The sequence below is a fragment of the SAR324 cluster bacterium genome (assembly GCA_015232315.1).
In the GTDB taxonomy this organism is placed as follows: domain Bacteria; phylum SAR324; class SAR324; order SAR324; family NAC60-12; genus JADFZZ01.
In genome coordinates this window covers 93,451-118,477 of the sequence record JADFZZ010000008.1, presented here as the reverse complement: position 1 = coordinate 118,477, position 25,027 = coordinate 93,451, and the positions used below count along the sequence as shown (strand labels likewise).

General features: G+C 45.6%; 21 protein-coding genes. 13 read left to right on the top strand and 8 right to left on the bottom strand.

Annotated elements, in window-relative coordinates; translation table 11 throughout:
- Positions 1-4 precede the first annotated feature (4 nt).
- Positions 5-2,701, bottom strand: a complete 2,697-nt coding sequence (gene secA, locus HQM11_08470) for a preprotein translocase subunit SecA (GenBank protein MBF0351054.1) — start codon at positions 2,699-2,701, stop codon at positions 5-7.
- Between the two features lie 276 nt (positions 2,702-2,977).
- Here secA and HQM11_08465 point away from each other — a divergent pair, with 276 nt between their 5' ends.
- Entirely contained in the window at positions 2,978-4,030 is a 1,053-nt protein-coding gene (locus tag HQM11_08465) for a rod shape-determining protein (GenBank protein MBF0351053.1), read from the top strand.
- 28 nt (positions 4,031-4,058) lie between these two features.
- Here the strand turns inward: HQM11_08465 and HQM11_08460 are convergent, their stop codons facing one another.
- Positions 4,059-5,738: an NAD-binding protein gene (locus HQM11_08460; GenBank protein MBF0351052.1), complete on the bottom strand. Its 1,680-nt coding sequence runs from the start codon at positions 5,736-5,738 to the stop codon at positions 4,059-4,061.
- A gap of 433 nt (positions 5,739-6,171) precedes the next feature.
- Here HQM11_08460 and HQM11_08455 point away from each other — a divergent pair, with 433 nt between their 5' ends.
- The 5 genes from HQM11_08455 (at position 6,172) to HQM11_08435 (ending at position 12,268) form a co-directional block, all read left to right on the top strand.
- Entirely contained in the window at positions 6,172-7,719 is a 1,548-nt protein-coding gene (locus tag HQM11_08455; GenBank protein MBF0351051.1) for a hypothetical protein, read from the top strand.
- A gap of 155 nt (positions 7,720-7,874) precedes the next feature.
- Positions 7,875-8,483: a hypothetical protein gene (locus HQM11_08450; GenBank protein MBF0351050.1), complete on the top strand. Its 609-nt coding sequence runs from the start codon at positions 7,875-7,877 to the stop codon at positions 8,481-8,483.
- A 300-nt stretch (positions 8,484-8,783) separates the two neighbouring features.
- A complete protein-coding gene (locus HQM11_08445; GenBank protein MBF0351049.1) occupies positions 8,784-9,908 on the top strand; it encodes a hypothetical protein in 1,125 nt (374 codons plus the stop codon).
- A gap of 193 nt (positions 9,909-10,101) precedes the next feature.
- Positions 10,102-11,385 (top strand): hypothetical protein, encoded by a 1,284-nt coding sequence (locus HQM11_08440; GenBank protein ID MBF0351048.1) that lies wholly within the window; start codon positions 10,102-10,104, stop codon positions 11,383-11,385.
- Positions 11,386-11,467: 82 nt separating this feature from the next.
- Positions 11,468-12,268: an enoyl-CoA hydratase/isomerase family protein gene (locus HQM11_08435; GenBank protein MBF0351047.1), complete on the top strand. Its 801-nt coding sequence runs from the start codon at positions 11,468-11,470 to the stop codon at positions 12,266-12,268.
- A 149-nt stretch (positions 12,269-12,417) separates the two neighbouring features.
- Here HQM11_08435 and rsgA read toward each other — a convergent pair whose 3' ends face one another.
- The 5 genes from rsgA to HQM11_08410 all read right to left on the bottom strand — a co-directional run bounded on the left by rsgA (position 12,418) and on the right by HQM11_08410 (position 17,244).
- The gene (gene rsgA / locus HQM11_08430; GenBank protein ID MBF0351046.1) at positions 12,418-13,470 is read right to left on the bottom strand and encodes a ribosome small subunit-dependent GTPase A; all 1,053 of its coding nucleotides are present in this window, start codon (positions 13,468-13,470) and stop codon (positions 12,418-12,420) included.
- Positions 13,471-13,628: 158 nt separating this feature from the next.
- Positions 13,629-14,225 carry a hypothetical protein gene (locus tag HQM11_08425; protein MBF0351045.1) on the bottom strand — a complete coding sequence of 199 codons (597 nt, stop codon included), beginning with the start codon at positions 14,223-14,225 and terminating at the stop codon, positions 13,629-13,631.
- A gap of 266 nt (positions 14,226-14,491) precedes the next feature.
- Positions 14,492-14,743: a chorismate mutase gene (gene pheA / locus HQM11_08420; protein MBF0351044.1), complete on the bottom strand. Its 252-nt coding sequence runs from the start codon at positions 14,741-14,743 to the stop codon at positions 14,492-14,494.
- Positions 14,744-14,750: 7 nt separating this feature from the next.
- Positions 14,751-15,410, bottom strand: coding sequence for a hypothetical protein (locus HQM11_08415; protein ID MBF0351043.1), 660 nt, complete (start codon positions 15,408-15,410; stop codon positions 14,751-14,753).
- Positions 15,411-15,435: 25 nt separating this feature from the next.
- On the bottom strand, positions 15,436-17,244 hold the full coding sequence (locus HQM11_08410) for a GGDEF domain-containing protein (protein MBF0351042.1): 1,809 nt from the start codon (positions 17,242-17,244) through the stop codon (positions 15,436-15,438).
- A gap of 339 nt (positions 17,245-17,583) precedes the next feature.
- Here HQM11_08410 and rplM point away from each other — a divergent pair, with 339 nt between their 5' ends.
- From rplM to HQM11_08385, 5 genes are all read left to right on the top strand, one after another.
- On the top strand, positions 17,584-18,027 hold the full coding sequence (gene rplM / locus HQM11_08405) for a 50S ribosomal protein L13 (protein ID MBF0351041.1): 444 nt from the start codon (positions 17,584-17,586) through the stop codon (positions 18,025-18,027).
- 15 nt (positions 18,028-18,042) lie between these two features.
- Positions 18,043-18,435: a 30S ribosomal protein S9 gene (rpsI, locus tag HQM11_08400; protein ID MBF0351040.1), complete on the top strand. Its 393-nt coding sequence runs from the start codon at positions 18,043-18,045 to the stop codon at positions 18,433-18,435.
- Positions 18,436-18,654: 219 nt separating this feature from the next.
- On the top strand, positions 18,655-19,701 hold the full coding sequence (locus HQM11_08395) for an alpha/beta hydrolase (protein ID MBF0351039.1): 1,047 nt from the start codon (positions 18,655-18,657) through the stop codon (positions 19,699-19,701).
- A gap of 138 nt (positions 19,702-19,839) precedes the next feature.
- Positions 19,840-21,000 (top strand): bifunctional glutamate N-acetyltransferase/amino-acid acetyltransferase ArgJ, encoded by a 1,161-nt coding sequence (gene argJ / locus HQM11_08390; GenBank protein MBF0351038.1) that lies wholly within the window; start codon positions 19,840-19,842, stop codon positions 20,998-21,000.
- Positions 20,997-21,530 (top strand): YkgJ family cysteine cluster protein, encoded by a 534-nt coding sequence (locus HQM11_08385; protein MBF0351037.1) that lies wholly within the window; start codon positions 20,997-20,999, stop codon positions 21,528-21,530. The genes argJ and HQM11_08385 overlap by 4 nt, the downstream gene beginning before the upstream one ends.
- Positions 21,531-21,537: 7 nt before the next feature.
- On the opposite strand, the gene HQM11_08380 is transcribed toward HQM11_08385, so the two are convergent.
- Complete coding sequence (locus tag HQM11_08380; protein MBF0351036.1) at positions 21,538-23,001, bottom strand: peptidase S41; 1,464 nt, start codon at positions 22,999-23,001, stop codon at positions 21,538-21,540.
- Between the two features lie 159 nt (positions 23,002-23,160).
- On the opposite strand from HQM11_08380, the gene rsmD reads away from it, so the two are divergent.
- Positions 23,161-23,712, top strand: coding sequence for a 16S rRNA (guanine(966)-N(2))-methyltransferase RsmD (gene rsmD / locus HQM11_08375; GenBank protein MBF0351035.1), 552 nt, complete (start codon positions 23,161-23,163; stop codon positions 23,710-23,712).
- 146 nt (positions 23,713-23,858) lie between these two features.
- Positions 23,859-25,022, top strand: a complete 1,164-nt coding sequence (nadA, locus tag HQM11_08370; GenBank protein ID MBF0351034.1) for a quinolinate synthase NadA — start codon at positions 23,859-23,861, stop codon at positions 25,020-25,022.
- Positions 25,023-25,027 lie beyond the last annotated feature (5 nt).

The following is a 25,027-nucleotide window of genomic DNA, read 5'->3' as shown; positions in this document are numbered from 1 at the left end:
ATTGTCAGGCACTCTGCTCAATTTGGCCATGACATTTCTTGAACTTTTTCCCGCTTCCGCAGGGGCATAATTCATTCCGTCCCACCCCATCAAGTTTCCTGACAGGTATGTTTGCCGGCTTGGTATCTTTTATTTCTTCGGGATTTCCATGCATCAACACCATTTCAGGCTCTTTGGGAGCTATCGGTTCGACAATGGTTTGATTCACCGTGAGATGATAAAACGTGCGAATGGCTTCGACATTGATCCGGTGAATCAACCCGCGGAACATTTCAAACCCCTGCCGTTTGTATTCATCCAGTGGCTTTTTCTGAGCATATCCCACCAAACCGATCCCTTCACGGAGATGATCCATCGCCAGCAAATGTTCTTTCCATAAATTGTCATGCACCCTTAATATCACATGCCGGGTCAGGTCCTCAGACATCCATTGAAAATCAGCCTCGGTTTGTCCTTCTTGAGCTGTATTGCGGAACACCTCCAGAAAATAGGTGGCTTTTTTATTGAAGACTTCTTCGGAGTATTTAACCAGAATATCCAGATATTGATCGCGCGCAACAGATTCCTCATACCATTGTTCATTGGGGATCATGCCAAACACACTGATGAATTGCTGGTTGAATTCCTGGACATCCCATTGATCGGAATATTTGTGACTGCAATACAGTTCCATGAATTCTTCAATGATTTCATCCGACATATCCAGAAACACACTTTTGATGTCCGCTTCCAGAATATCCCTGCGCCGTCCATACATAACCGCTCGCTGTCGGTTCATGACATCATCATATTCCAAAACATGTTTCCGTATTTCAAAGTGATGACCTTCCACTTTTTTCTGGGCATTGGAAATGGCCTTGGAAATGAGCACATGTTCGATGGGCTCATTTTCATCAATGTTCAGGCGGTCCATCATTTTGGAGATTCGCTCTCCACCAAAAATTCTTAAAAGCTCATCTTCCAGAGACAGATAAAATTGTGAGGCGCCGGGATCGCCCTGACGACCCGATCGTCCACGAAGCTGATTGTCAATACGCCGACTGTCATGGCGTCCGGTTCCAAGAACAAAGAGGCCCCCGACTTCAAGCGCTTCTTTGGTGGGTTTGATGTCTGTTCCGCGCCCGGCCATATTGGTCGCAATGGTCACAGACTTGAAATGCCCGGCAAGCGAAATGATTTCCGCTTCGCGTTCATGATGCTTGGCATTGAGAACTTCATGGGGAATTTTGGCCTGATGCAACATACGGCTCAGCGTTTCAGACACTTCAATCGAGACGGTCCCCACCAGCACAGGCTGCCCGGTGGCATACAGTTGTTTGATATGGTTCACCACAGCCAGATATTTAGCTTTTACGGTTTTAAAGATCACATCAGGATTATCAATCCGAACCACCTGCCTGTTGGTTGGAATAACCACAACCCCGAGGTTATAGATTTTTTTAAATTCTTCTTTCTCTGTTTCCGCGGTTCCGGTCATCCCGCCCAATTTTTCATACAGACGGAAATAATTCTGGAAGGTGATGGTGGCCAGCGTCTGGTTTTCACGCTCTACCGGGACACTTTCCTTGGCTTCCAGAGCCTGGTGGAGTCCGTCGCTGAATCTTCGGCCCGGCATCAGTCTTCCGGTGAACTCATCCACAATCACCACTTGCCGGTTCTGTACCACATAATCCACATCCTTGCGGAACACATAGTGCGCTTTGAGAGCCTGGGTCACATGGTGGAGAATTTCGATGTTTTCAAAATCATACAGACTGCTTTCCATTTTAAGCATGCCCGCCGCTTTCAGCCGTTGCTCAATTTTTTCAGCACCGTGTTCGGTCAGGTTCGTGTTGCGTGATTTTTCATCCAGGGAGTAATCACCGGTACGGACAACGTCATGATCTTCCATCGCCTCCCAGTCGGGATGGATGTCATAGTTTTCTTCTGGCAGAAGTTTTGAAACTTCTTCTTTGTGAATCTCCCGTTTCAAACCAAAGACCAGACGATTGATGCGACCATATTTATCAATGTTGTCCTCCGTCGGACCACTGATAATCAATGGAGTTCGGGCTTCATCCACCAGAATGCTGTCCACCTCATCCACAATCGCGTAATGATAGCCGCGCTGGGTGAAATCCTCTTTGGAAAATTTCATGTTATCGCGCAAATAATCGAAACCGAATTCGTTGTTGGTTCCATAGGTGATGTCACAGTTGTAATTGTCTTTTCGTTCCTGGTCGGAATACCCATGCTGAATCAAACCCACTGTGAGTCCCAGAAAACCATATATTTTCCCCATCCATTGACTGTCACGGCGCGCAAGATAATCATTCGGAGTGACGATATGAACCCCTTTTCCCGGCAAGGCATTGAGATAGGCCGGACAAGTCGAAGCCAGTGTTTTTCCTTCGCCAGTCTGCATTTCAGCGATATTTCCTTCATGCAGAGCAATGCCACCGATCAACTGCACATCATAATGCCGTTCTCCGATGATTCGCAGACTCGCTTCCCGAACCAGGGCAAACGCTTCAGGCAGAAGGGCATCCAGGGACTCACCATTTTGCAGTCGAGTCCGGAATTCACGGGTTTTTTCCGCAAAATCCTCAGCCTTCAACTGCTTCATTGCGGGTTCCAGTTCGTTGATTTTGGCGACAAGCGGTTTGTAACGCTTCAAGGTCTTTTTATTGGTGTTTCCAAAAAATTTTAATAGGCTGTTCATGAGTCGTCCTGAACGGAATTATGATCAAAAATTGAACGCTGTTGGCATGCAGGCGCAAACCATAAGACAAATCAGACCAAGACGCAATACATCAACCCCTGAAATCATGATAAATTTTAATGACGACGTGGAAGCGCTGACGCGCTCTTGTGAGGTGTGGACAACAGGCTCCTGAGGCCGAAAATAGAAAAAACTTGTTCTATTCAAGCGGTTCTCTAAAGTGTGTCGGAGGTTGCGTTCTGAAAGCTCAGAATGTTGATTTTACACTGATTTATTATGGAGAACACCGTGGCGTTTGCGTCATTAAGCAAGTATTTTTCACAAGATCTGGCTATTGATCTGGGAACAGCAAATACGCTGGTTTACATGAGAGGGCATGGCATTGTCATACGTGAGCCCTCTGTTGTTGCTGTTCAACGGGACCAGCATGGCAGTTACAAGGTTCTGGCCGTTGGTCAGGAAGCAAAATTGATGCTGGGCCGGACTCCCGGCAGCATCACTGCGATTCGCCCCATGAAAGATGGGGTCATTTCCGATTTTGATATCACACAGGAAATGCTGAGATATTTCATCAAACTGACACAAAAGCGATTTTCCCTCATGAAATTCAAACCCCGGATCATCATCGCTGTGCCTTCAGGCATCACGCAGGTGGAACGGAGAGCTGTCCGTGAAGCGGCTGAATCCGCAGGCGCCAAAGAGGTTTTTCTGATTGAAGAACCGATGGCCGCGGCGATCGGCGCCGGATTGCCCGTGACAGAAGCCAGCGGAAACATGATCGTGGATATCGGCGGGGGCACCACCGAAGTTGCTGTGATTTCACTTGCCGGTATTGTTTACAGTGATTCCGCACGAGTTGGCGGCGATGCGATGGATGAAACCATCATGCAGTTTGTCAAACAAAAATATAATCTGCTGATTGGCGAACGGAGTGCCGAAGAAATCAAGATCAAGATCGGTTCCGCCTATCCGGTTGGCGAACCCAAAACACAGGAAGTACGGGGCCGTGATCTGGTGACCGGAATTCCTAAAACACTGTTGTTGAGCGAAGAAGAAATCCGGGAAGCACTGTCCGATGTCAGCGGAGTGATTGTGCAGACCGTTCGGAACGCACTGGAACGCACGCCTCCTGAACTGGCCGCGGATATCGTGGACAAGGGCATCGTTCTGGCCGGTGGTGGTTCTCTGCTGTCTGGTCTGGATGTCCTGTTGCGTCAGCAGGTAGGTCTGCCCGTGTTTCATGCTGAAGATCCCTTGACCTGCGTTGCCCTCGGCACAGGCAAAGTGCTGGATCAGATCGAATTACTCTCCTCCATCGAACTCGATTAATCCCCTGTCACGTGTAGTGGTTGAACATTCATGCTGTGTGAATATCAACCGCTACTGCATGATAAATCTCACAAAATTGCTGTAGTTCCCGCTCATTGCCTGAAACATGCAAAATGTCCTCTTTGTGAAAACAAAAATCATCGGGAAGCGGTGGAATGTGGATGATTTGTTCTGAAGCGTGTCGTTCCAGAGCAATCAGGGAACAACCCGTGCTGGAACGCATATTGATGCTGTAAAAATTCTGGCCATGCAACGCCGGGACCTTGACTGCTTTGAGGAGCGGATCATTTTTCTGGTTGTTTACGGACTCCCCCAGCAGATGATAGGACAGGATCTGGCTGGAAACATGACTGACAGATATCGCGAAATCAGCTCCGGCACTATACAAATTTTCCAGATTTTCATCGTGATTCACTCGGGTGATGACCGTGACTTCTTCCATCAAATCTTTGATGGCAACCGTCGCAAAAAGAGCCGCGCTATCAGAATTTACCGCAAGAATGATGGCTTTGGCTGAAGCGATTTCCAGGCTTTCCAGCATTTTTGTATCCAGAATATTGCCTACAAAATCCACTCCGGGTTTGTGTTCAGCATCCATGACGGTGACAGTCTCTTTGAGGGCTTCCAGCAACTCCTTGATTTTTTTTCCCACCTGCCCATAGCCGATCAGGATGAAATGGCCATCCTTTCTGGAGGCCAGGGTTGTTCCCAGGGCATGACGCAATTTTTCGAGCCCGGATTTGGTGCCGGTCGCTACCAGAATCCCATGAGGTTCCAGCCGCATTTGAGTGTCTACAGGAATCAGCAGATTTCCCTTGACCCACTGTGACAGCACGGTGACCCCGAAATCCGCGCTGATCCGGGCTTCCCTGATGGTTTTTGAAGCCAAGGCGGAGGAGGGATGAATCCTGATTTTTGCCAGAAACAGTTTTCCAGGAGCGATTTTCCTGATGTCAGGGATTCTGGCGTCAATTTCGGTGGTGGCCTGTACGACAATAGCCGCGGCCAGAATGTGATAGGGCGAAAACACCGCTGTACTCCCCACGAGCATGAGTGGATGGCGGTGGTATGGATCTTCGGCAAACGTATAAATTTCTTTCTGGAACCCCAATTGTCTGGCCGTCAGCACGAAGCCGGCATTGTCTTCATCCGATCCGTTGGCGATGAGAGCACGGGCGTTGTTCAGATTGACATGGTTCAGAATCCCGTCTTCCATTTCTCCATAAATGACGGATATTCCGCTATCAAACAATTTTCTGGCCAGAGAGTCATTACTTTCAATCACCAGTTCAGGAATGCCGGCCTGTTTCAATTCGAGCAGCAGACGTGTCATTGTCGAACCATAACGAAAAATGACCACATGCCCTGAAAGTTTGCTGTCGGCTTTTACAGGGAGGCGGATGTTGAAACGCGCCTCAAGATAAGGAATCAAATAAAGGGGGACAATCAACGACACCCAAAACATACCCATGGCCTGTAACAGGATGACAAACAGAATCATCAATGGGTGCCGCCACATCGCATCACGGCCATAGCCGGTTGTGGTCAGGGTTTCAGAAGCCCATTCCATGCTTTGAAGAAAACTGCGTTCTTCACCCTCCAGGATTTGCATGCCATACATATAAATACTGCCACTGATCACAATCAGCATGGGAAACGCAAGGATCAGCATCAACAGACGTTTTCGGGATTCATCCATTTTCAGCAAGGAGCACCTCCTTCAAGAGACTGCGCGGATTGTGAGTCGGGTTCAGAAAAATGCTTCATATAGTTTCAGGACACATTAACAATCAAGGGATAAGGCGATCGCCGGAAATAAATATAACAGAATTGGGGACCTTTCATTTTTCTGTTTGCAGTTTGCCCTCTCGCTGAAGGAATGCTTTTTTTACCACAGGTTTAAGATCCCTCGTTGCTCGTATTTCGCGCTGTCGGAATGGCACATTCAAACTGTCAGCTACTTGTCACAACTTCTGAAAGGTGCCCGTTTATTGAGCGCCTTGTTACAATCGGTTGTCCATGGTTGCAAGGCCGGGAGAAAACGCTTGAATATGACTGGCATTTCTCTTTAACGTGTTTCCTTTCGTGCAGGCTTTTTCCATGAGTTTATTCATTTCATCATTATACCTGAGTCATCAATTATGCCACTTCGTTTTTGGGGAATATTACTGATTTTACTTGGATACTCCATGGGTTGTCTGGCCCAGTCCAATTTTATTCCTCTGGAACGCGGTGATATTGAAGAAAAAGAAGACCGTTGGGCCTTTTCTCCCGGGATTCAACTTTCAGGCGACTACCGGTTGAGGGCCAATTACCGCACTGGAAGCGATGTTCCGGGGATTGAGAGCAGGTATGAATCCGGTGAAACGGTGATTGATCAGGAAATCCGGTTAAGGATCCGCTCCGTCATGCACCGCATGATTTCCATCAATCTGGAACTTCAGGCGGTTCAGGATCCCTTTAATGACTCTGATCTGAAAACAGAAAACAGCCACCGAACTCCGCAGTCCCAGGAAACAGACATCCAGGCACGTCAGGCCTATCTGGAATACAATTCCAATCCGCACGGCATCCTGAAACTGGGTAAACATTACATCAATATCGGTGACCGACGCGGCAAGGTGTTTTCCGGAATTCTGTCCGGAGTTTCCCAGCAATGCACCGCAGGGACATGGTGCTATGAAGCCGGCGCCATGAAAACGGCACCACATCCATCCGACATGCTCTATTTTCTTTCACTGGATTATCCGATATTTGATGATGTGGATGAAGCAGGGAATCCGTTGAACAAGTTCAATGTTGAAATCTACCGGATCATTTATACTGAAAGAAATATTCCGATGGGTGGCCTCACGGCCCGTGCCCCGATTCCTGCCGATGATGAAGTTTCCACCCCGGGACAAAATGATATCTATGTGCGTGATCTGGATAATCGCATCATGTATTATGACGCGTTTGAACAGCAATTTGGCGGCTTGCGGATTTTATGGGAAACCTCCTCGATCAATCTGAGTTTTGATGTCAATGCCACTCAGGGCTTGCGCCGCTATCACCTGTTGCAAGACCAATACGGGCTGATTCCAGCCAATCTGGGAGAGGGAAGTCCACTGGATGAACGCAAACTGGCCAAACACAGTTTCAATGCGCTGTCGTCAGAATTTGAATTCAGCTACCGGCTCGGGAACCACAAACTCACGTTCCTCAATCTTTACGCCCGTGGAGACAAGGAACACAAAGATCCCGACAATGTGGGGAAAAATTATCTGAAAACATTGTATGGATATTATGAAATCATGCCTGGAGCCTATCAGGGAAACCGGTTTTATTTCAATGGCTCCGAAATGAATTTACGTGGTGGCACAGGGTTGGGACACTCCATCAACAACACTTCCATGCAGGGACTGCGGTATAAGGTAAAGTCTGAGGATGACTCCATTTTTTATGAAGCGGGTCTGTATGAAATGAATCGGGACCAGCCAGTATTCAATGACAAAGGGACTTATGTGCGCTACATAGGTCTGGAGTGGGACAATATCATTTCCTGGGCAATGGACAAAAAACTACGGTTTGATCTTGAACTGAATGGTATCCGCCCCGGTAAGGCGTTTACTTTTGATGATTTTTCCACGCCTGAAACCAGAAAAGGGTTGATCCTGCATGGCGTGGGACGTGTCATGTATTCTTTCTGACAGTTCCTTTTTCTGGTAAAAAAAAATATTTTTAAGTTCTAACTGGAAAGATTTCTCCAGATGGTCAATTAAACCAGAGACAGATCCGATAGACAACCTGGTGACATGCAAATGAAGACTGATAAGCGAGGCATATGAGGGCAAACTACAAGAGAGTGAAAATCAACCCGGATGGAATTGATCGCACAATTGTCAACCAGATCACGGAAAATATTTTTGAGGATATGTATCTTATTTTTGATATGCAGGCCTCCTACAACCTCCGTCGCAAAACCAAAGAACGGGCTTTGTTTGAGGTGATCACCAGCGGCTTATCACGCTCGGTTCTGAGTCAGGATGATTTTCCCAAATTCTATCAGGCTTTGATCCAGAATATCCTGGCAAACATGGAATTGCTCCGGCATGTCAGAAAAACAGGACTTATCCCGCCTTTATACAAACTTGAAATGATCAGGAATCTCATTCTGGATCAGTTGAACCGTGATGTTCTGTTCTCCTCCCATGATGATAATCTGGATGATGAAACCCTGTCAGAATATGATGAAGTGATCAGTTTATATGGTGATGTCCCTCCAATCTCTGACGTTTATGGTCGTGAACTCCGAATTCAGCTTCATCTGATCAAAAACAGTGAACTGCATTTTGCGGATCCTGAGAAAAAAGCGGAATTGCTTGAGGAACTTCTTTTGCAAAATGAAGCCGATGAATTCAGAGAATTTTTTATTGTGGATTCACTGTACCGGGCCATGAAACACCTCTCTTAAAAAATGTTTCAGGATAAACCGCCTGCTTCGCTTCTGATCTTGAATGGACGTCAACGTCTATCATGTTCTATCCCGTAGCCTTCCCACGAGGGACTTCTTCTGTCGTGTTTTCTGCCTTGAAGACAACAAACATTGGTCTTTACCTTTCTCTTTCCAGAAGGACATAATAAATCAGCCATGAAATACTAGCCCAAACGCATTCGTTTTGTTATAGACAGAAACAGAGGCCGTCATGCAGGGTGATTGCACTGTGAAAACGTGAGACTCAATCAGCAACCTTTTTAGATAATCTGAAAATTTATGTTGAATCTGAACAAAACTACCAGAATGGAATCCGTAGGCTCAACCCAGAATCAGAAGCATCAAATGATTACTGAAGATTTTGTCATTCTGGTGATTCATGACCATAAGGACACCCAGAAAAGCCTGGCAGAGGTCATGAAAGAAGGCAACTTTACTGTTCATGTGGATACAGGTGATGGTGCGATTGGTTCGTGTCTGATGTTTACACCGCATATTATCGTATTTGACTGGGATATCAGTGCCACACAATGTCAGGAAACTCTCGATTTTATCAGGAACCAACCTGTTGCCACACATATTTCCCAGAGCAAATTTCTGATTTTGGCACGCACCGACGCCCAGCGAAGAGAGATTCTGGAGACAATAGCGACGGACCCCAATGTTTCCCTGATTGAATATCAGCCTAACACCAGTTATCGCAGCACACTCAAAAAAAATATTCTGCGCCTGTTCCTTCAGGCCAAAAAAGAGAGTTCAAACAAAACCCGACAACCGCTTTCCGAAGAAGAAGCCGCATCCATGCACCGAAGGACGGCTTCCATCAATGAGTTGTTGAGTCTGCATAAAACCTTCAACAATGTTGTTCTACGCAGTTTTACCGATCTGATCAAACGTGTTTCCAATGGCAATGCCCAACAACTGTTTGACATCATCGTCAACAGCATGGAAGTGCTGCATCGACCCTTCATTGTCAGTTTTTCAGGAACCAGCACATCGTTGGAAATGGTGTATGGGGATCAAAAATATACTGAAAAACTGAAAGACCTGCTGTTCCTTGGCGCTGACCAGGCCAATCATGCAGACAATCAGGACACATGGTTTATCAGTGATCAGGATCGACGGTGTTTCTGGGGCAAGAAACGACAATTGTTTTTTGTCACAGAATCACCGGATGTATTTGATGAACTCGATTTTTTCACTTCGGTGATTCAGAACTATGAAATTTTTCTGGTTCAGGCCGAACGTCGCCGCAAACAGATTGCTCTCATGGAAACTGTCAAGAGCATGTTTGATGATCTCTATTCACAAATGGAAAGCTTTGAATGGAGTGAATCCCTGGAAAATATGAAGGAACTGGTTGAAAAAATGTTTTCACTGGATGTGGGGGAAGATAAAAACTAACCACGGTACGACGCTTAGGAACAACAAAAGAATAACTGACCAAATTTATTTAACCACCGCATCTTGCCCAGGTTTGTAGAGACGTGCGAAACGCGCGTCTCTACGCATGTCCGGCAGGAAATGTTTTTTAAAAAGTTATGGAAGTTATTTTTCGAATGTTCCTTATCTAAAAACAAGGCAGGAAACAATCATCATGGCCCAGAATCCCGGCGCACTCAAACAGAAAAACAGCAAAACTCCAGGCACTCGGAGTTATCTGAACAGTATTTTTGATCCTACTGATCCGGGGTGCATTCCTGATTTACGCTCCCTGTATTATCAGGAATTTTTTCTTCGTGTCCAGGAAGTTGAAGGTCACCGTTCCGGTCTGATGAACTCGGCGTCCAACCTGTTCCAGAAAATTCTGATAACCCGTGAAAAACTTCCGACTGATGATGCGCGTGCCCGAAAATCTGCTTATGAAATTCTGCCCTACAACCCCAACCAGAAAAACCAGAAGTTTGTCAAGGAACTGGAACAGAACCCGCTTCAGCACAGTGCCCGACTCGCACTGGTTTCCAGCATCATCAAAGCCGGAGCAAAACTGGAAGTGGACCAGTCACGAAAAGTCTTGATGCAAAGCATGATTCCGCTCGGTTGTGGCATGTGCGACCCCATGATGACCAAACTGATCATTGCGGCCTATCGGACCTATCAGAAAAATCTTGTTAAATATTTTCAGCAGAAGCAGGAAAAAGCAGGTCTGGGACACATGGAAAAAAACAAGAATGAGACCAAGGACTCTCGTTACAAAGATGTGTATCAGATTTTTGAAGACAATCTTCGCCTGCTCAATCAGATCATCCGCTATCAACAATCGTTGCCACACATGTTTGAGTTGATCCAACCGTTGAACATCCAAGCTCTCTCAGAAATGTTTGAGCACAAAAAAGAAATGATGACTGATGCGTCCATCGACAAAATTGAACGTTCGCTGATGGCCATGGTGCTGACCTTGCTTGAAGTTTCAATCCTGCACAAGGAAATGCTCAAAATTTCAAAACAAATGGAGTTTTTCCGGCCTCAAAGCCCTGTTCCATTTTTTTTACAGGCACGGATCTGGATGGAACAACTACGACTGGAAGTGTTTGAAGCCGAACAGGGAACCGACAGGAAAAAACAGATTGATCATCATCTCAAGGAAACCCTCGCATTGTATGGACAAAGCCTCAAATGTCTCGGAAAACAGACCATTTCCCCTCAGATTCGGCGTCAAATTCTGACAGGACATGCTTCAGCCTGCCTGTTTGCCTACACGCTTCGCACTGTTCTGCAAATTCCCAGGGAAGTGACTAAAAAACTGCTGTTGACTGGACAAAAATCATTGTCAGCCAGCAAACTCCCTGTGTCGCAGGATCAGAGCGGATTATATAACCGCTATCTGGAAGCGTGTTCCCGTGAAGGACTTTCACTTGATCTGAACGAGATGTCCGACTAAAAATCGAACGGTTGTTTTTTCCTCAGCATGATTTAAATCATACCATCACTATCTAAACCAATAATCAATCAAGGATCGTGTCATGAAAGAATTTGCCAATAACAAACTTCTGGCTCACAAACAAGGACCTCTGGGCTGGATCACCTTCAATACACCTGAACGACGAAATGCGGTCAGTCTCGATATGTGGCGCACCATTCCTGAAATCGTTGCGTACTTCAATCAGGACCCTGACGTTCGTGTCCTGGTCCTGCGAGGAGCCGGGGAAGAGGCTTTTATTGCCGGAGCGGATATCTCTGAATTTGAAACCAACCGAAACACTGCGGCTGCGGTCAAACATTATGAAGAAACAACCTATGCGGCATTTCAGGCGTTGCGTGAATCAGAAAAACCCATCATTGCCATGATCCGCGGATTCTGCATGGGTGGCGGGTGCGCCATTGCCCTGAGCTGTGATTTGAGAATTGCCGCCGATGACTGCAAATTTTCTATTCCACCAGCCAAACTCGGTATTGCCTATGGCTATGAAAATGTGAAACGGGTGGTTGATGTGGTCGGGCCTGCATTTGCCCGTGAAATGCTTTACACCGCCAGAGTCTATGATGCAACCGATGCCATGCGAATGGGCCTCATCCAACAATGCGTGACGCCCGATTCACTTCAGGCCTTCACCGAAAAATATGCCAATACCATTGCCCATAACGCGCCGCTCAGCGTTAGAGCCTCTAAAGTAGCCATTGACAATTATCTCAAGGAAAATCCCAACGAACATGATGAACGCAAGGTGCATGACGCAATGGACCGCTGTTTTGGCAGTCGGGACTATCTGGAAGGATACCGTGCGTTTCTTGAAAAACGAAAACCTCAATTTAATGGGGAATGATATCCGATGAATTTTGAGGCTTAATCGTGTTTACACTGGCCCCCCTAAAAATAAGGTTAGAACACCATGCATCAAATGGGCTTGTCCAACAATCGGATCAGATTGTGGCTTCGCACAATCTATCTTTATTCGTTCGGTGTCCCAATTGCTCATTTATTTTTGTGTTTCAGGACATTTTTAACAAACTGTCCAAACTTTTTATCTTTTTTACGTTTTTCAATATAGGACATTTCATTAAAAACAGATTCTTTCTTAATTTTCAGATAGTTGGAGTAATGCTCTGGACTCAGTTCTCCTTGGTCTATAGCTCTAACCAAGGCACAGCCAGGCTCATTTGTATGGGTACAATTTGAGAATCTGCAAAAGGTCGTAAGTTTAGTGATGTCTGAAAAGCTCTCATCAATCCCCTCATTCATCCCTAAGATTCCAAGTTCACGCATTCCCGGTGTATCAATCATTAGAGAACCCTGTTCGAGCAACAGGAGTTGACGACGTACTGTCGTGTGTCGACCTTCTCCTGTTCCACTAACCGGAGTTGTCTTTAGAGGAGTTGTTCCGATGAGATGATTAAGGAGCGTAGTTTTTCCGACACCTGAGGAACCTAATAGACAATAGGTTTTTCCCTTCTCCATAGTATCTCTGATTTGATCTATTCCAATACCCGTCACATTACTAATGGCTATACTCTTAACACCATACTGCTGAATTTTAGCAACCATCTGTTCTAATTGTTCAGGATTTACTAAATCTACTTTGGTCAAAACCAGCAGTAGCTCAATACGGGCTTCATTGACCATCACCAAATATCGTTCAAGTCTGCTCAAATTAAAATCAAACTCACAAGATTGGATAATAAAAGCCCTATCGATATTGGCTGCAATCATTTGAAAATTGATATTTTTACCAGAACACTTTCGACGTAAGAAAGACTTTCTTGGTAGGATATTGTGGATCACCGCAAATGAACCAACATCATGATATTGTACACAAACCCAATCTCCCACACAGGGTAGATCAACCGATGATTCCGCAAGGTATAGAAATTTTCCTGTAAGTTCAGCGGAGATTTCTCCCTCTTCATTCCTAATGATGTACTGGCCGCGATCAACGGCAGATACACGGGCAAGACTATGTTCTGGCGGAAATTCCATGCCAACCTGATCTTTATACCAGTGATCAAAACCAAGCTCTTTCAAATCCAAGAATACTACCTTTTTTCTTCAGGTGAGAGGATGAAAATACCGAACGACCAACATCAGGGGCTTGTGGGGCAGAACCAAATTTGGTTAAGTAGACGAACTTCCAACTTGCCTGAATCTTGCGTGCATGTGATTGTTATTTCATTTTTCAAGTTTTCATTTTAGCACTGCCCTTCACTCCAGTTTTCTCGTTTTGGTAAATGGCAATCCCGATCATAAGGCTTTTTCTTAGGGGCTGGAAAATCCTCTTGAGAGAACTCGCTCTCCCATTCTCTACGTTCTTCCTCGTCTGCGTAATATTTCAAAAGAATGAAAATGTCTTCTTCACTCCCACTGCCAATGATGTCGAGATGATAAGCATAATCTGGATTGCCAGGTTGAATAAAGGCATCTTCTCGTAAGGTGTCATGCCACAAATGCTCATAAAGTTCACGATCATTCAGATGATCGGTGTGATACAAAAAAACTCCAAGCAACGATAAAGCATGAATGACTTCCCATAATTTTTTGATGAGGTCAGCATCGTTTAATTCTTCTGGTGAGGGTAAACTCAAACCGCCATTGATCAATGTATCAAACAATTGAGAATGTTGTCCTTCCTCAAAAGCAAGCACAGACTCCAAAAATTTCTCTTTAAGTTCTGGAGAACACTCCTCTGAACAGAATGAATCGAATGCCTCTCCTGTTAATTCCTCAATCTTACGCTCTAAATTTTCAATTCGAGTTTCACGATCTTCTGCTAAGTCATCATTTGACATAAATTATCCATTCTACTGGTTCGCTTCATTTTTTGAGGGGGATAACGCCCCGAATGAGGGCGCCTGTGACATGCCACTGAACTGTGGAAAAGAGATGAACCTGGAATTAAGCACAAACATTGGAAAAAGCGCAGTGTCACAGGTCAGTCTCAATTCGATTGTTCAGTCTGAATGAATTTGTTTTCTGGTTGAATATACTCAAAAGCCACCATCGTAATGTCATCGTCAACTTCATTCCCTTGAGCATATGAATCAACGTGGCTTAATTATTGAAGTGTTTTCAGCGTTTCGATGATTTGCTGAAAAATATGCTGAACAGCATGATCAGAAAGCGGCCCCTGGTTGAGATTAATCAGTCGTTCCATGATGCGTTTTTCACGTTCAGGCACAAACACATCCTGATTGGACTGGCGTTTGATCTGACCGATTTCCCTGACGCATTCTGCACGCTGATTGACTAACCGCAGTATTGTTTCATCCAGTTCATCAATTCGGAGTCTGAGTTCATCAAGATTCATGTTTCTCCTACAAACCGAATTCTGCCAGAAGTTGATCCACTGAATCCTGAATCGTATTGCCTGAATCATCCCCATCTTCAGCGGATGTTTGATTGTCCTCAGGATGAGGCGCGTCTTCTCCTCCCTGCAAACAAAAAATGGATTGGAGGGTGTTCAGTTTTTCCTGAAGTTCCTGCAAGGACCCCACCATCATTTCAGTCTGTTTTTTGGTCAATTCCTGAAATTCCTGAGCCTGAATGGAATCAAACACAAACATGCGGGATTTGTTCTGGGCGTTTTGAACGTTGTCCAGTCGTTTTCCTATCACCCGGGCTATGGCCGGATTATGCTTGAGCTGTTTGATTCCCTGCTCGATGATATCATGTTGTTCCAGAATACCGTCAGTATTATCCAACACGCGGATCGACGCTTTTTCAATGGTTTGCAATACATCATAAATCCCGTCAATCAACCTTGAAATTTCTGTTTTGATTGCCGGAATATACTGGCCCAGAAACTTCAGATTCTGAAGGTGTTGATTGAAAATATCCGCCACTTCTCCGGCAGATTCGTCTATGGCCCCGTCTTCCTGTTGCAGAACATGAGAAAAATCTCCCATTTCCAGACTTTGCGCCATCTGCAACACTTGTCCGATAAAAATTTTTCCCGCAGCCTTTTTTTCAGCCATACTGAATTATGTCCACATCATGAAATTAACGATATTTTGCCTTGTTCGCATAATAGGCTTCTTTATCCGCATACATCAAAGTATCTGCTTCTTTCAGAACTTCCTCCGGCACCACGCTTTCCGAACATGCTGTTCCAATGCTCATGTGAACGGGTATTGTTTCCTTGGTTCCATCAGAATGTGTGCAAACCATGGTGGTGCGCTCTTCACGTTCCCGGATGCGTTCCAGCAAACGCTGTGCCTGGGCAAAGTCAGTGGATGGACACAAAACAACAAATTCATCACCACCAAGCCGGGTAACAATATCTGTGCGGCGACACACCTCACGCAACAGAGCGGCAACAGTGATGATCATTTCATCACCGGCCTCATGGCCAAAGACATCATTGACTCGTTTGAGTCCATTAACATCTAATAACAAAATGGAAAAAGCAATAGAGAAACGTTTTGCATTCTGGATTGCCGAATCCAGTTCCCTGCCAAAAAATCCTCGGTTATAAGCACCTGTCAGCGGATCCGTGTTGGCCATTTTTTCAAGTTGTTTAGTCAACAGTTTATTTTCTGCGACAGCCGCCAATTGTTCCAGAAAAATAGTAATAATTTCAAGCGAGTGTTTGTCAAGCTCTGGACCTTTGACCAGTAGTTTCCCAATATTCTTTCGATCTCGTCCCTTGACTGGCAAAATGGAAATATGATTCATTTCTGAATGAACCTGATTTCCCGGTTGCGCCTTATAACGTTCTTTCACTTGTTCAATCACGATTTCAGAAATCCCGGGTTCCAGAAGTTGCAGATTGTATTCCACCATCGTGAGCTGTTCCTCGACGCTGAATCCCTGAAAGACCGCACTTTCAATGATATTGGCGCGCTCACCATTCAGAATAATCCCGAAATTGATATTAAAGAACAGATTCTGGAGTTGATTCAGTGTGACCGTGAAGAGTTCATCCAGTTCTTTGGTTGTCTGGATGTCCGTTCCGGTTTCCAGCAAGGCCCTGAAAATCTGGTTTTGACGTTCAATGATTTCTTTATCTTCTTTCACCTGTTGAACGAGTTGGACCCGCTTGGTACTGTCTTCAAAGGTCAGAAGAATTTTTCCATCAGGCAAAACAGAATAAAATTCAGTCAGGGTATAATCTGCCACATTCTGATGGTAACGCATGCTTGAAAAATCAGTGCGATCATTGATATGTTCAATCGGACATGCGGGACACCTGCGCTGAAAACCAAAAAGCTGGTAGCATTTTTTGGAAAGGACTTCTTTTTCTGAGGCCGGCTGAAAAAAATCAATAAACGCTTTGTTGGTGGATGTGGCATTGAGTGTGGTGGGTGAGTCCAGAATGAGAAATCCAGACCGGATCGCATTGAATACTGAAGCAAGAAATGCCGAATTGTCTTCAAACTGCTGCCGCTGCCGCTTGAGGATGATATTTTGTGCCTGGGTTTCCTTCGATTGAATCGTGACTTGACGCACCAGTTCGGTTTCTTTGGTAATATCCGTCAGGGTTTGTACAAATCGTTGATGGCCCATACGATGATATTTTACCCTGTGGTTGGGATAATCCGGGGTGTTGAGTGCCCCGACGATCTGGCCAGAGGGATCTCCGGTCTGTTCCATCTGACGCAGGGGACAGTTGGAACAAGGAGTGTCGTTGCCAAACAACAGTTTATGGCACTTATAAGTTGCCGGATTGAAATCAATGATATTCCATTTCTTTCTTGAGGCGAGATTCATGAACAGCACATTAAACTGGCTGTCCACAACATTTACACCATAATCCATTCGATTCAGGATTTCACCCGGATTGATTGAGTTTGCGGAGTTTTCGGACATAGGATCAATTAATCAACAATATAGATTGGGCTGGTAACTCAGATTGAGTTGCATGCTACCTATTACTAAAATGTTCAGATAGAATATGTCGAGAGTTTTTTTGGGGAAATCTGTAGATTCCGCATAATTTTTTTCCAGGCAGGAGTAATCATCCTGTTTTCCCGTCTATTCAGCTTCGTTTGAAAAAACCTTATGAAAAAAGACTTGTAATACTATTTTGGATCCAGTATTCAGCCTGTTTTATTTTAGAGGAAACCGTACCATCCAAATAGAACACAATCCATTTCTCCCGGATTGAATGACGGTCTCGGGGCATTTTTGAGGTATAAAGGCAAGTTTATGAAAACAAGATCCATCAGAAAAGAAGACATTGAAGAAGGCAAATATCCTCGTGAGTGGTGGGTGATTGACGCGTCTGGCCAAACATTGGGGCGGCTTTCCACACTCATCGCCAATCTGTTAAGAGGAAAACACAAAGTCATTTACACTCCCCACGTAGACACTGGTGATTTTGTGGTTGTAGTCAATGCAGACAAAATTGTGCTGACCGGAAAAAAATGGAGTGACAAAATTTATTATCATCACACCCGTTATCCGGGAGGATTGAAACAGGCCAAAGCCACGGAACTCCTCAACAAAAAACCAACAGCTTTGGTGTATAACGCAGTCAAGGGGATGATGTCAAAAAATATCCTCAATCGTGATTCGTTACATCGCTTAAAATTATACACAGGGCCTGAACATCCACATAGTGCACAGAACCCCAAACCTTTTGAAATTTAATTTTGCAGGATCAGTATGTCAGAAATACAATTTTATGGTACCGGTCGGAGAAAAACTTCTGTCGCACGGGTTTACCTGCGTCCGGGTAATGGAAAATTTGTGATCAACAAAACACCTCTGGATGAGTATTTTGGTCTGGAAACACTGAAAATGGTGGTCAAGCAACCCTTGGTTCTGACAGAGAACACCAATAATTTTGACGTGTATGTTACCGTTCAAGGTGGTGGATGCTCTGGCCAGGCTGGCGCGATTCGACACGGCATTTCCCGTGCGTTGCTTCAAGTGAGCGAACAACTACGATCACCGCTGAAAAAAGCCGCCATGCTGACACGGGATGCCCGTGAAGTGGAACGTAAAAAATATGGTCTCGCCGGTGCCCGCAAACGTTTTCAGTTTTCAAAACGTTAATCCTGCGACATGGCCGAAAGTTTACTCCTTTTCTGGACATTGGCTGTTATTCTTATTACAGCCAATGTCTTTTTTCCTTTTAAATCTCCACACAACAGCTTACAGAATTTCCTTTCTTTTTGTTCAGGATGGCTTGCCGGTGACCTGACGTTTCACACACTGATTTTAAATCTTGGTGTGATATCCCTGTTCTCATTTTTTATATCGATGACTCCCTTGGTGATTTTCCTGATCGGAGTTCATGTTGTCTGCGGAACCGCACTGCTGACAAGATTGTTCCTGTTGTTCAGACTTCAGGAGAGCTTGTTGCTTCAGGTTGAACAGACTTTCCCTGTTTCAGAAAATACAGGATCGACTATCACTGCCATGAAATCCGCCCACATGAATTGGCAGACTTACTGGAACCCTCTCCAATTGCTGGTTGAGAGGCAAGTGTCATGTTTGTTGGATATTGTGTTTTATGAAGATGAATCCGTCTGTCTGAAACTGGATCTGTATAAACCAGTTTCCTCTTTGAACAACGCGCCAGTGCTGCTCCAGATTCATGGTGGCGGTTGGAGCATGGGAAGTCGGCATCATGGGATTCCGCTGATGGTGGAAATGGCCGCGCAGGGATGGTTGTGCGTGTCGATCAGTTATCGGTTGAGTCCGGAAGTTGCCTTTCCGGAGCATTTGATTGATTGCAAGCGCGCTATTCGCTGGATCCATGAGAAAGGCCCCGAATATGGTGCCGATCCTTCTTCCATTTTTGTCGTTGGGGAATCTGCCGGCGCTCACCTTGCCGCTTTAAGCGCATTGACACCCAATAGGGATGAGTACCAACCGGGTTTTGAAGCGGTTAACACCAGCCTGCAAGGTTGTGTCGCTTTTTATGGTGTTTATGATTTTATCGCACCCTTTGCGAAAAAAACCGCATACCCAGCCCTGGCACAACATCTGGAGCAAATCGTCATGCAATGTTCCATGTCAGAAAACAGAATTCTATTTGAAAAAGCCTCTCCGGTTTACTGTCTGGAGCAAGGCGTTGTTCCATTTTTACTGATTCATGGCGCAAATGATTCAATGGTTCCTATTGAAGAATCGCTACGCTTTTATCATCATTTGCGCAAGAAACAGGCGTCGTTCACGACTTTTCTGCGATTGCCGCTGACACAGCATGGATTTGATACTCTGCCTTCGCCCGTGACTCAGGCGGTTATTCCTGCGATCAGGCAGTACCTGCTTCAGTTGCGTGCCACCATACAAGTTCATAATAATTTGAGCTAAAAACTTACTCCGGAGGGTTTCGTTCAATCGCTTGCATGTGCCGGGGTTTTGTGGGAAGTAACAACCGCGTTGCAAGACGAGTGATCAATAATTTCTGTGTTGGAAGGAATCAGAGCTATGGGTGATACAGGATTGAAAATGGTCCCGGGGTTTTCATGGTGCGGACTGAATGTTGGCATCAAGGATTCCACACTGGATTTGGGAGTTATTTTTTCAGAGATTCCATGTCATGCCGCAGGGGTATTTACCCGGAACACCATGCCGGGAGCGCCGGTGCTCGTGGGACGTGAGCATTTGATGAATGGAACGCTTCAAGCCGTGATTGTGAATTCAAAAAATGCCAATGTTGCAACAGGACAGAAAGGAATTGATGATTCTCGAGAGATCTGCCGGATGACCGGTGAAACCCTTGGAATTTCAGAAAAACTGGTTCTGCCTTCTTCAACGGGTGTGATCGGACGAATGTTGCCGATGGAAAAAATCACCAAAGGCTTGCCCCGGGTCAAATCCGCACTTGGATCTTCTCCGACGCATATTGAGCAATTTGCCAGAGCCATCATGACCACGGACACCCGCCCCAAATGGATTTGCCGCACCGTGGGAAAAGCAACCATTGTCGGCCTTGCCAAAGGTGCCGGCATGATTGAACCCAACATGGCCACCATGCTGAGTTACTTTGCAACCGATGCAAAGATCCCGTCTGAGACGCTGTCCTCGATTCTCCACAGATCCGTCAATCGTTCCTTCAACAGGATCTCCATTGATAGTGACACCTCCACCAGTGACACTGTCGTCGTCCTGGCCAATGGCAAAGCCGGAGAGGTGGATCTGGAAAAATTTGAGCAGGTCTTCTGTGAAATGGCAACGTATCTGGCCAGGGAAATCGCCAGGGATGGAGAAGGGGCGACAAAGCTGATTGAATTGTGTGTTTCAAAAGCGGAAACGCCTAAACAAGCACTAAAAATTGCCAAATCGGTGATCAATTCACCGTTGGTTAAAACCGCCATTTATGGAGCTGACCCCAACTGGGGGCGATTCATCATGGCGATTGGCAAGGTCTTTGAGTATGTAGTCCCCATAGACAAACTGCGTATCCTGTTTGGTCGTGAGCGCAATATGTGGATTGACGCCCATTCCCTGAATCAGAACACTGTGCCACTAGCCGCAATTTCTGAATATCTGAAAAATAGCGAAATCTTTATTGAAATTGAACTGGGGACCGGTGAGTATGCTGAAGTGGTTTGGGGTTGTGATCTGACAGAAGGTTACATCAAGGAAAATGCCTATTACACCACATGAACCATAATCGAACATCGATACTACAAACAAAAATTCCGCAACTGATCCGACAGTTTTATGACAGGGTAGACCAGTTGGTGGCACCCATCGCACAAATGCATGCTGAACGGATGCAATGCCGGAAGGGATGTCATGAATGCTGTCAGGATGAGTTGACCGTTTTTGAAGTGGAAGCCCTGAATATCCGTGAAACATACCCCTGCCTCTTGTCTGAAACACCGCCACATCAACAGGGCAAATGCTGCTTCCTGGATGAAAATGGTTCCTGCCGGATTTATGAATCCCGCCCTTATGTTTGCCGAACACAGGGACTGCCTCTACGCTGGATTGATGAAATTGACGAGGACCAACTGGCGGAGTTTAGAGATATTTGTCCGTTGAATGATTCGGGACAACCTGTAGAAACGTTGGATCCTGAAGACTGCTGGACATTGGGGCCGTTTGAGCAGGAACTGGCCTCTATGCAAGTGTCCCTTAACGGTTTTCCTCTGCGCAGAGTGCCACTGCGTTCACTGTTTCAGCAACAGTAACATCACCTCAAGGTGTTTTTTGTAAGGAACGGGCAAAACGAAAAATTTCATTCATATCATCCGGCGGAGCCAGCCAGTAATCAGGCTCATGCCCGGAAGGTTTAACATATTGCCCGGCATGATCCAGATGCAGGGTGTGATTGATGGTCAACAGGATTTTTGATTGAGGTAACTGATACAATGGCAACAAGGGGGTGCGTGGAAAAACACCCGTGTTGCCGCCAATCAACCAGGCGTTCTCCTGCTGTTTGGCCAATCCTGCCAGAAACTGGCATCCTGAGCCACAATGCTGATTGGCGATGATGATCAGGTTTTTATTCCACGGTGGAGACTCTTTACTGCCTTGAAAAATAAATTTGGTTTCAATCCATTTTACGGCAACCCGAGTGTCGCGCAAATGGTCGATCAAAGCCTGAATTTGCTGTTGTTTCTGTGTCAGGTCTGGAGCTTCCGGAAAATTTTGCAACTTTTGTTGGTATCTGAGCCAGTCCAGGCGATTGAGAAGTCCGCGCAGAATCAGTGCCGACTGTTTTTCCCGAATGATCACATTGCTCCAACTGTTACGGGTTATTTGCTGGAGCCATTTTTCAATATAACCGAAACTGCCGCTGACGTTCCCCCGGACATCCACAATCAAGGTCTGGTAATTCTGAAGTTTTTGAGCCAATTTCAAAAATTGTCGCGTGTCTCCTGAATAGGGAGAACTGTCCCGATACCAGCGAATATAGGGAATATCTCCATCTTTCCATTCAAACACAGGAAGATTGGCCGGGAGTGGATTCTGAATATCCAGAGGTTGCATGGAAAGGGTGATTTCGCGTGGTCGGTCGAGATCGTTGACAAAAATACAATGAATGGAATCCGGTGCTGACTCTGAAAAAACACCGAACACCGACAGGGATTCGCCCGCACGATCAGGCAGTACAGGGAAATAGCGGAAATTTTTGGGCTTACACCCCACCAGCCATTGATTGGCAATGGCAAGCCATTCAGTATGGGGCATGGCCCGGAATCGCCCCTGATATGAAGCCATTCTGAGCGGAACATAAAACGGACGTGAAAGGGCCTTGATCTGTTCCACATAGTTTCGGTTCAAAACCTGGATTTCACCCCTCAAAAACGGATCTCCGGTGAAATCCAGTGAACGCATCAATTGTTCCAGAAAATGGTGAACCAGAACAGGTTGGCCAGCCTTCAGCAATTGATCACGCAGATTCGCGAATATTTTTTCCCAGTCATGGCCTTGAGACTGCTGAATCTCAAAATGACCATAACTTTCACGGAGAATATGTTCAAAAACATTCAGATCTGTGAACACCTGGTCTGGCTTCATGATGGTTGGTGCTTTGATCCCGAACTGTATGGCTGACTCAAACGCGGTTTCCGGCACTGACTGAGAAAAAGCGCTGAAGGCCTGAATTGTCAGGAAAGCACAAAGATAAAAAAAAGCCTGGTACGTTCTGTGATGCATAAAACCTGTGTCATGCCTGAAATTTTGGTTTTTCAATCATCGTTCAACAATTTCAGCGAAGGATGACCACAGTTAACCGACTCTTGAAAACTTACAATGCCCGAATCATGGCAATCACGATTCGGTACTTCACAACAGTCATCAGTTTTTGGAAAAGTTATGATCAATATCATCAGCGGTGAATTAAGAGGAAGACAACTCAAGGTCCCTGAAGGTCTCAAAGTCCGACCGACCTCAAACAAAATCAGGGCGGCGATGTTCAATGTTTTAAGAAACATGATCGATTTTCCGGAATGTTGCGCACTGGATCTCTATGCGGGTAGTGGTGCACTTGGTTGTGAGGCTCTCAGCCATGGTGTTTCCCAGTCAATTTTTGTGGAATCACAACCGCCGGCCTATCAGGTGTTATCAGCTAATATCACAGCGCTTAAACTTGAATCACGTTCGCGGCTTTACAATCTGACAGCGATCAACTTTTTGAGACAATTCAAGTTGCCCCATGAACCACTCCTTATTTTTCTGGATCCGCCTTATCTCCAGGGGGAATATGATTTGATATTACCCGCACTTGCGTCCTGCTTCATGCATCAGGACTCTATGCTTGTAATTGAGTCACCGGACGTTCTTGAATATCGGATTCCCAAGGAATTTGACATCATTAAAACCAAACGATATGGACATGTCAAAGTGAATTTTTTAACTAAAATATGAGGGCATTCCCAAGGGGGGTGAAAAAGCCTTGCCTTCATCCATCTCCTGCTTTAAAATCTTTCGTTAAATTTCTGTTAGCGTTTTTGTAAACGCATAATCGTCCGTCTTAATGGAGTCACCGCAATATTTCGAGTTGATGAGGAACCATGCTTCAAGAAGTCACATCACAAACCTCAATTTCCGGAGTTTGCCCACCTGATGAAGGATTTCCCGTGTTTCTTTGCGATGATATTCCATCCCATTACTATCATCTGTCCATGGAGGAAATCTGGCAGCGGGGCTTTGAAGCCAAAGCCGCGCTGGGCGACGAGGTCTTTGTTCTGGCTCATCACTATCAGCGGGATGAGACGTTTCGTTTTGGCGATGCCGCCGGAGACTCACTGAATCTGGCCCAAATCGCGGCAAACCAGACAGCCCGATATATTATCTTCTGTGGAGTGCATTTCATGGCAGAAAGTGCGGATATCCTTACAACGGAGGGTCAATCCGTCATTCTTCCCAATATCACGGCAGGATGCTCCATGGCTGATATGGCCGATGTTGACAGTGTGGAAGAATGCTGGGATGCGCTTGAAGAAATCTGTGGAGAAAATAGTTTCATTCCAGTGACCTACATCAATTCCTCCGCAGCGCTCAAAGCTTTTTGCGGAGCACATGGCGGCACCGTCTGTACCTCATCCAACGCTGATAAAATTCTGACATGGGCTCTTGAACAAAATAAAAAAGTGCTGTTTTTTCCTGATCAGCATTTAGGGCGAAACACCGCGAACACTCTGGGGATTGCCAAAGAACAGATCCAACTCTGGAAACGCCACAAACCGCAGGGCGGACTGACAGAGGCACAAATTCAAAATTCAAGAGTCATGTTATGGAATGGCTTCTGCTCCGTCCATGCACGGTTCAATGTGGCTCAGATCCATGCGGCAAGACGCCGTAATCCCGCTGTGAAAGTGATCGTTCATCCAGAGTGCGCTGAAGACGTAGTTGGAGCCGCGGATTATCATGGGTCCACCAATAAAATCATTCAGGTCATTCGCGATTCCGCCCCTGGAACATCCTGGGTCGTCGGCACTGAAATCAATATGGTCAATCGATTGCATCAGGAACTTTATTCCAGCGAAGGCAAGCACATTGAGTGTCTGAATACGAATGTCTGCCCCTGTTCAACCATGTATCGTACCCATCCCGCCAATGTTCTCTGGGTTCTGGATAATCTGCTTGAGGGAAAAGTGGTTAATCAAATCAAGGTTCCCTATCAAACGGCTGAATATGCCCGCAAAGCACTTCAGCTCATGCTCGAACTAAGCTGATCCGT